The 6,831-nt window shown below is 73.2% G+C and carries 8 protein-coding genes; 4 read left to right on the top strand and 4 right to left on the bottom strand.

The features are described 5' to 3' along the window. Positions 1 to 44 precede the first annotated feature (44 nt). Positions 45 to 773 carry a SigE family RNA polymerase sigma factor gene (locus tag ACSNOC_RS17820; RefSeq protein WP_436748461.1) on the bottom strand — a complete coding sequence of 243 codons (729 nt, stop codon included), beginning with the start codon at positions 771 to 773 and terminating at the stop codon, positions 45 to 47. 199 nt (positions 774 to 972) lie between these two features. On the opposite strand from ACSNOC_RS17820, the gene ACSNOC_RS17815 reads away from it, so the two are divergent. The 4 genes from ACSNOC_RS17815 (at position 973) to ACSNOC_RS17800 (ending at position 4,418) form a co-directional block, all read left to right on the top strand. Further along, positions 973 to 1,650 (top strand): response regulator, encoded by a 678-nt coding sequence (locus tag ACSNOC_RS17815; protein ID WP_436748460.1) that lies wholly within the window; start codon positions 973 to 975, stop codon positions 1,648 to 1,650. Beyond that, positions 1,548 to 3,200 (top strand): ATP-binding protein, encoded by a 1,653-nt coding sequence (locus tag ACSNOC_RS17810; RefSeq protein WP_436748459.1) that lies wholly within the window; start codon positions 1,548 to 1,550, stop codon positions 3,198 to 3,200. The genes ACSNOC_RS17815 and ACSNOC_RS17810 overlap by 103 nt, the downstream gene beginning before the upstream one ends. Then, positions 3,197 to 3,790 carry a hypothetical protein gene (locus ACSNOC_RS17805; protein WP_436748458.1) on the top strand — a complete coding sequence of 198 codons (594 nt, stop codon included), beginning with the start codon at positions 3,197 to 3,199 and terminating at the stop codon, positions 3,788 to 3,790. The genes ACSNOC_RS17810 and ACSNOC_RS17805 overlap by 4 nt, the downstream gene beginning before the upstream one ends. Positions 3,791 to 3,890: 100 nt before the next feature. After that, positions 3,891 to 4,418: a VanZ family protein gene (locus ACSNOC_RS17800; RefSeq protein ID WP_436748457.1), complete on the top strand. Its 528-nt coding sequence runs from the start codon at positions 3,891 to 3,893 to the stop codon at positions 4,416 to 4,418. Positions 4,419 to 4,505: 87 nt separating this feature from the next. Here ACSNOC_RS17800 and ACSNOC_RS17795 read toward each other — a convergent pair whose 3' ends face one another. The 3 genes from ACSNOC_RS17795 to ACSNOC_RS17785 all read right to left on the bottom strand — a co-directional run bounded on the left by ACSNOC_RS17795 (position 4,506) and on the right by ACSNOC_RS17785 (position 6,755). Further along, the gene (locus ACSNOC_RS17795) at positions 4,506 to 4,895 is read right to left on the bottom strand and encodes an ATP-binding protein (protein ID WP_436748456.1); all 390 of its coding nucleotides are present in this window, start codon (positions 4,893 to 4,895) and stop codon (positions 4,506 to 4,508) included. Between the two features lie 162 nt (positions 4,896 to 5,057). Continuing rightward, positions 5,058 to 6,191 carry an adenosine deaminase gene (locus ACSNOC_RS17790; RefSeq protein WP_436748455.1) on the bottom strand — a complete coding sequence of 378 codons (1,134 nt, stop codon included), beginning with the start codon at positions 6,189 to 6,191 and terminating at the stop codon, positions 5,058 to 5,060. A 9-nt stretch (positions 6,192 to 6,200) separates the two neighbouring features. Further along, positions 6,201 to 6,755, bottom strand: a complete 555-nt coding sequence (locus ACSNOC_RS17785) for a RipA family octameric membrane protein (protein ID WP_436748454.1) — start codon at positions 6,753 to 6,755, stop codon at positions 6,201 to 6,203. Between the last annotated feature and the right edge of the window lie 76 nt (positions 6,756 to 6,831).

Below are 6,831 nucleotides of genomic sequence, written 5' to 3'. Positions count from 1 at the left end.
CCCTCCGGTTCCCCCGCTCCCCTTCCCCTCGGGCTCCCCGCTTCTCAGGCGACCAGCTCGCCGAAGGACTCCTCCACGTCCTGGCCGAGGCTGAGCGTCCTGTCCTCGCGCAGCCGGCGCAGCGTGCGCCATATGCTGCTCTTCACCGTGCCGACGCTGATGTTGAGCGTGTCGGCGATCTCCGGGTCGGTGCGTCCCTCGTAGTAGCGGAGCACCAGCATCGTGCGCTGCTGCTCGGGCAGCCGCGCCAGCGCCTGCCAGAGCACGGTCCGCAGCTCGGTCCCGCGCATCGTGTCCTGCTCACCGGGCGCCTCGGGCAGTTCCTCGGTCGGGTACTCGTTGAGCTTCCGCCGCCGCCAGGCGCTGATGTGCAGGTTGGTCATCGTCCGCCGCAGGTAGCCGCCGACCGCCGCCTTGTCGCTGATCCGGTCCCAGGCGCGGTACGTGGACAACAGCGCGCTCTGCAGCAGGTCCTCCGCCTCGTGCCGGTCACCGGTCAGGTGGTACGCCGTGGCGTACAGGGAGGCGCGGCGCTCGCGCACGTAGGCGGTGAACTCCGCCTCCGTGCCCCCCTGGCGCCGCACGCCCCCGGCACGTCCCCCCCTCGCGTCCACCACCGCGGTCAGGTGCGGTGAACGCTGCTGCCCGATGCCGCGCCGGCCCCCCAGCCGGTGCGCGGCCCCGGACTTCTCCCCATACCGGACGGGAACCATCCCGGCGGTCTGGCGCGTCTCACTCGCCGCCGAACCGGTGACGCCGTGCACTGCGCTCATCCCGCTTCCCCCTCGTGAAGACCGTCCGTCCCTTGCGCTGGGCAATACACTGCCGGGCCAGTTTCATGACGCGGTCCTCCGTCTGTCACAGCGGTGTCACAGCGACCGCGCCCCCGGCGCCGGAGCCCGCGGGCTGACGCGGACGCTTCAATCGACAGAGAGTCGAACTCCGCCCGGTCCATAGGACACAATGACCCGCGTGGCTTTCCTGTTGCTGATCGAGGACGACGAGGCGGTGCGGACTGCCCTGGAGCTGAGCCTGACGCGCCAGGGGCACCGTGTCGTGACCGCCGCGACGGGTGAGGACGGCCTGAAGCACCTGCGGGAACAGCGGCCCGACCTCATCGTGCTGGACGTGAACCTGCCCGGCATCGACGGGTTCGAGGTGTGCCGCCGCATCCGCCGCACCGACCAGCTCCCGATCATCCTGCTCACCGCGCGCAGTGACGACATCGACGTCGTCGTCGGCCTGGAGTCCGGCGCCGACGACTACGTGGTCAAGCCGGTGCAGGGCCGGGTCCTCGACGCCCGCATCCGCGCGGTGATGCGGCGCGGCGAGCGGGAGTCCAACGACTCGGCGACGTTCGGCGCGATCGTCATCGACCGGGCGGCCATGACCGTGACGAAGAACGGCGAGGACCTGCAGCTCACCCCCACCGAGCTGCGCCTGCTGCTGGAGCTGAGCCGCCGCCCCGGCCAGGCCCTGTCCCGGCAGCAGTTGCTGCGCCTGGTGTGGGAGCACGACTACCTGGGCGACTCCCGCCTGGTCGACGCGTGTGTACAGCGGCTGCGCGCGAAGGTCGAGGACGTGCCCTCCTCGCCGAAGCTCATCCGCACCGTGCGCGGTGTGGGATACCGGCTGGACGCGCCCGCGTGAGCGATGCCGCGGAGGGCCGGGTGCGCGGCTGGCTGCGCCGCCTGCTGCGGCTGACCAGCCTGCGGCTGCGGCTGGTGACCGTGTTCGCCGTGGTGGCGCTGGTCGCCGCCGTCTCGGTGTCCGGCATCGCGTACTGGCTGAACCGGGACGCCGTGCTGACCCGGGCGCAGAACGCGGCCCTGCGCGACTTCCGCGACTCCCTCGGCGACCAGGCGAGCGCCCTGCCCGAGGCCCCGAGCTGCGACGATCTGCGCGGGATGGCCCGGGACGTCGCGAACACGACGCTCGACTACGACGTGGTGCTCGTGTCCGACGGGGACGACGGCCTGATATGCACCGCCGAGTCCGATCCGTCGATGTTCACGCTGGAGACCGTCCCCGACTCGCTGATGGACGCGGTGCGCGAGCCGCGCGACGACGACGGCTCCGCGACGTACCACATGTACTGGCAGCGGATCACGCTGCGCGGCGACCCGTATCTCATCGGCGGCGGGCAGGTGATGGACGGCGGCCCGACCGGGTACATGCTCGCCTCGCTGGCCCCGGAGCGCGACGACCTCAACTCGCTGGCCTGGTCGCTGGGGATCGCCACCGCCCTGGCGGTGATCGGCTCGGTGCTGCTCGCCCAGGCCGCCGCCACCATGGTGCTGCGCCCGGTGCAACGGCTCAGCGACGCGGCCCAGCGACTGGGCGACGGCGAGCTGGACACCCGCCTCCAGGTGCGCGGCGCCGACGAACTGGCCGAGCTGACCCGCACCTTCAACCACGCCGCCGCCTCGCTCGAACGGCGCGTGCAGGACCTCAGCGCGCGCGAGGCGGCCAGCCGCCGGTTCGTGGCCGACATGTCGCACGAGCTGCGCACCCCGATGACGGCGATCACCGCGATGACCGAGGTGCTGGAGGACGAGGTCGACAACCTCGACCCGATGATCGCGCCCGCCGTGCAGCTCGTCGTCAGCGAGACGCGCCGGCTGAACGACCTGGTGGAGAACCTGATGGAGGTCACGCGCTTCGACGCGGGGACCGCCCGCATGGTCCTGGACGAGGTGGACATGGCGGACCAGGTGACCGCCTGCATCGACGCCCGCGCCTGGCTCGACGCCGTCCAGATCGACGCGCCGCGCGGCGTGATGGCGCTGCTCGACCCGCGCCGCCTCGACGTGATCCTGGCCAACCTCATCGGCAACGCCCTCAAGCACGGCGGGAGTCCGGTGCGGGTCACGATCGCCGAGCGGGGCGCGGAGGTGGTGGTCGAGGTCGCGGACCAGGGGCCCGGCATCCCGGAGGAGGTCCTGCCGCACGTCTTCGACCGGTTCTACAAGGCCAGCGCGTCCCGGCCGCGCTCGGACGGCAGCGGGCTCGGCCTGTCGATCGCGCTGGAGAACGCCCACCTGCACGGCGGCGACATCGAGGCGCGCAACGCCCCGGACGGCGGCGCGGTGTTCACCCTGCGGCTGCCGCGCGAGGCCCGGCTGCCGGCGCAGGCGCAGCGCCCGAGGAGCGAGGAGAGCCACCGGACGGCGGGCACGGCGGAGGGGGAGGCCCGGTGAGCCGCCCCCGTTCCGCCGCGCCGCTCGCCGCGGCCGTCATCGCTGTCGCCGCCGTCACCGGCTGCGGCATCAGGGCGACGGACGTCCCGGTGGACGCGGGCCCGGCGCCGACCCGGGCCAACTGCGACCAGCCCGGCGGGGCCACCGGCGAGGGCGGCACCGAGATCTACCTGGTGTGCGGCTCGCGCGTGCAGGCCGTGCACCGGCCGGTCGAGATCTCCGGGGACGGCTCGGACACCGACCGCGCGACCGTGGCCGAGGCGCTGCTCGCCGAGCTGCGGGCCGATCCGTCGCCGGAGGAGCAGACGGCGGGCCTCAGCAGCGAGGTCCCCGCCGGTCTGGAGGTGTCGGTGGCGGACGAGCCGGTGCTCGCGCTGCGCCTGAGCCTGCCGCCGAGCGACCTCTCACGGGTCGGGCTGGCCCAGATCGTCTGCACCTTCGCCCACCACGAGGTGCTCGGCAGCCCCGGCGACACCGTGCTGCTGGGCGGGCCCACCGACTCCTCGCCGAGCCAGCCGCGGATGTACTCCTGCGCGACGGCCATGCGGACCGCCCCGGAGTCCGCGCAGGTGCCGATCGGCCCGCCGTAGCCGCGGGCCGGGAACCGGGTCCGTCGCGCCGGGCGTCCTGATCGTCGTGCGGCATCATCCTGCGGGCTCGCCAGGGCCCGGCGTCCACCCGAGACTGCGGGTGACGGCTCTCGTTCTCCTCACCGCGTACCTGGCGTGCGTCACGTGGCTGGCGCTGCGTCCGCTGGAGGTGCTGTGGGTGTCCCCGGCGAACCTGGAGCCGTTCGCCACGATCCGCGCCGACATCGCCCGGGGCCCGGCGGAGGCCGCCCGCGCGATCGGCGGGGGGCTGCTGCGGCTGGCCCCGCTCGGGGTGCTGCTGCCGCTGCTGGGCCGGCGGCTGGGCGGTCCGCGGGTCACCTCGTTCCTGCGCACGGTCTTCGCGGGCGGGATGCTCTCTCTGACGCTGGAGTTCTGGCAGTCGCAGCTGCCGAGCCGGGTCGCGGACGTGGACTCCGTCATCCTCGACACCCTCGGCATCGCCCTGGCGCACCTGATCGGCTACGGGCCGCTGCGCGCCGCCGCCCGCGGGTCGCGCGCCGGGGCCTCGCGCCGGGCGGCCCGGGTTTGCCCGCACCTGCTGCGGCGGCGTCCCGGGGGCCACGTCCACCAGGCCCGCCGCGTCTGGGCGACCCTGTCGCAGCCCTGAGTCGCGGCCCTGACAGGCGACGAGGGCCGCGCCCCGCGAGATCGTCGCGGGGAGACGGCCCTCGTGCTGCCTGCCTGCCCTGCCTGCTCAGCTACCGAGGTGGAGGCTGCCGAGCAGGTCGTCCGTGGGGACCCCCAGCTCGGAGGTCGGGTTGATCGGCATGCCGCCCAGCAGCTCGGTGGCCGGCTTGAGCAGATCGTCGCCGGTGGCGGCGGAGGTGGTGTGCGACAGCGTCTGCTCGGCGACCGGGAGGGCGTCGGTCTCCCCGGTGAGCACGTCGGTGCCGGTCCTGACCACCTCGCCGCTGTCGCCCGGCAGCTTGTCGGCCGTCTCGTGCAGCGGGAGGGTGTTCACCACGTCGCCGGTGGTCTGCTTGACGTCGTCGGTGACCGAGGCGGAGGCGGTGCCCGCCGCGGCGGCCACGATGGCGGCGCCGAGAGCCGCGACGCCGAGGGTCTTCTGAGTTGCCTGCTTCATCAGTAACTACGTCCTTTGTGGGTTTCGAGCGGCGAGCCGAAGGTAACCACGGCCGGGCCGGTGCCGCAATGAATCGAAAAGCGCGCCGCCGCCCGTAACCCACCGGCCGGATTCGTCGTACCGGGCGCGGAAAGGAACTGCCGTGCCCGGCAACCACGCAGGTCAGAGCGGTCCCGGACCGCCGCTGCCAAACAGCCATTCGGAGCGTAGCGCCGCATATCCGGGCTTGATCACGTCATTGATCATCGCCAGACGTTCATCGAAAGGAATGAACGCGGATTTCATCGCATTGACCGTGAACCACTGGAGGTCGTCCAGCGTGTACTGGAATGTCTCGACCAGGTGGGTGAATTCGCGGCTCATGCTCGTGGCGCTCATCAGCCGGTTGTCCGTGTTGACCGTGGCCCGGAAGTGCAGCCGCCGCAGCAGGCCGATCGGGTGCTCGGCGTACGAGGCCGCCGCGCCGGTCTGGAGGTTGGACGTCGGGCAGAGTTCGAGCGGGACGCGCTTGTCGCGGACGTACGCGGCGAGCCGTCCGAGCTTCACGGAACCGTCCTCGGCGACCTCGATGTCGTCGATGATCCGCACCCCGTGGCCGAGCCGGTCGGCGCCGCACCACTGCAACGCCTGCCAGATGGACGGGAGTCCGAACGCCTCGCCCGCGTGGATCGTGAAGTGGTTGTTCTCCCGCTTCAGGAAATCGAACGCGTCCAGGTGACGGGTGGGCGGGAACCCGGCCTCGGCACCGGCGATGTCGAAGCCGGCCACGCCCTGGTCCCGGTAGCGGTTGGCGAGTTCGGCGATCTCCAGGGCCCGCGCCGCGTGCCGCATCGCGGTCAGCAGCGCGCCGACCCGGATGCGCCGGCCCTCGGCGGCGGCCCGCCGTTCCCCTTCCCGGAAGCCCTCGTTGACCGCCTCGACGACCTCCTCCAGGGTCAGCCCGCGCTCCAGGTGCTGCTCGGGGGCGTACCGGACCTCGGCGTAGACCACGCCGTCCGCCGCCAGGTCGAGCACGCACTCGGCGGCGACCCGCGCCAGCGCGGGGGCGGTCTGCATCACGCCGCAGGTGTGCGTGAACGTCTCCAGGTAGCGCACGAGGGAGCCGGAGTCGGCGGCCTCGCGGAACCACGTGCCCAGGCGCTCGGGGTCGGTCTCGGGCAGCCGGTCGTAGCCCTGTTCGCGGGCGAGTTCGACGATGGTGGCGGGCCGCAGCCCGCCGTCGAGATGGTCGTGCAGCAGCACCTTGGGGGCGCGCCGGATCTGGTCCTCGCTGGGCGGTGTCTCACTCGGGGTCACGTCGGCACTCTAACCCCTACGCGCGTAGAGAAACCGGTGGACGCCGGGCCGTTGCCGGGCGTCCGGATCGCCTCGGGCCAGGCCGCCGGCGCCGATGGCCAGGTGGAGCACGCCGAAGGCGAAGGGGACGGTCTGCTCGACGGCGCCCGGCCCGGTGTACCGGCGGGCGGCGCCCCCGCCGCCGTCGGCGTCGCGGTCGCCGCCGCGGTCGCCGCCCAGGTGGCGCCACTCGGCGGTGAAGACGGCCACGGGCAGCCGGGTTTCGAGGTCGTGGATGACGGCGATCTCGGCGCGGTTGAGGTCACGGTAGCCGCGGAGCCGGAGCCACCAGGAGACCGAGAGGACCACCCCCACGAGGGATATCGCCGGCGTCACCCACCGGGCCAGGTCGCGCGGGGTGGTGAGGGACAGCCCGAGGACCGAGGCGAACGCGGTCCGGACGGTGAGGTGGAAGGCGTTGGCCGCGCCCCGCTGCGCGGAGACCCGCATCACCGCCTCGACGGCGAGTCTGTACAGCTCCAGGATCTCCTCCCGGTCCGCGTCGCCCCCGCCGGCCGCCGCCATGGCCCCACCTCCTCGCGGACGATCCCCTCACGGCGACACGGGGGACGGGCCGCCGGGGCGTGCCTTGCGGGGGCGT

The sequence above is a fragment of the Streptomyces sp. URMC 129 genome (assembly GCF_051386415.1).
Lineage (GTDB): Bacteria > Actinomycetota > Actinomycetes > Streptomycetales > Streptomycetaceae > Streptomyces.
Note: the sequence above shows the minus strand (reverse complement) of the source record. Positions and strands in the feature narration are given on the sequence as shown.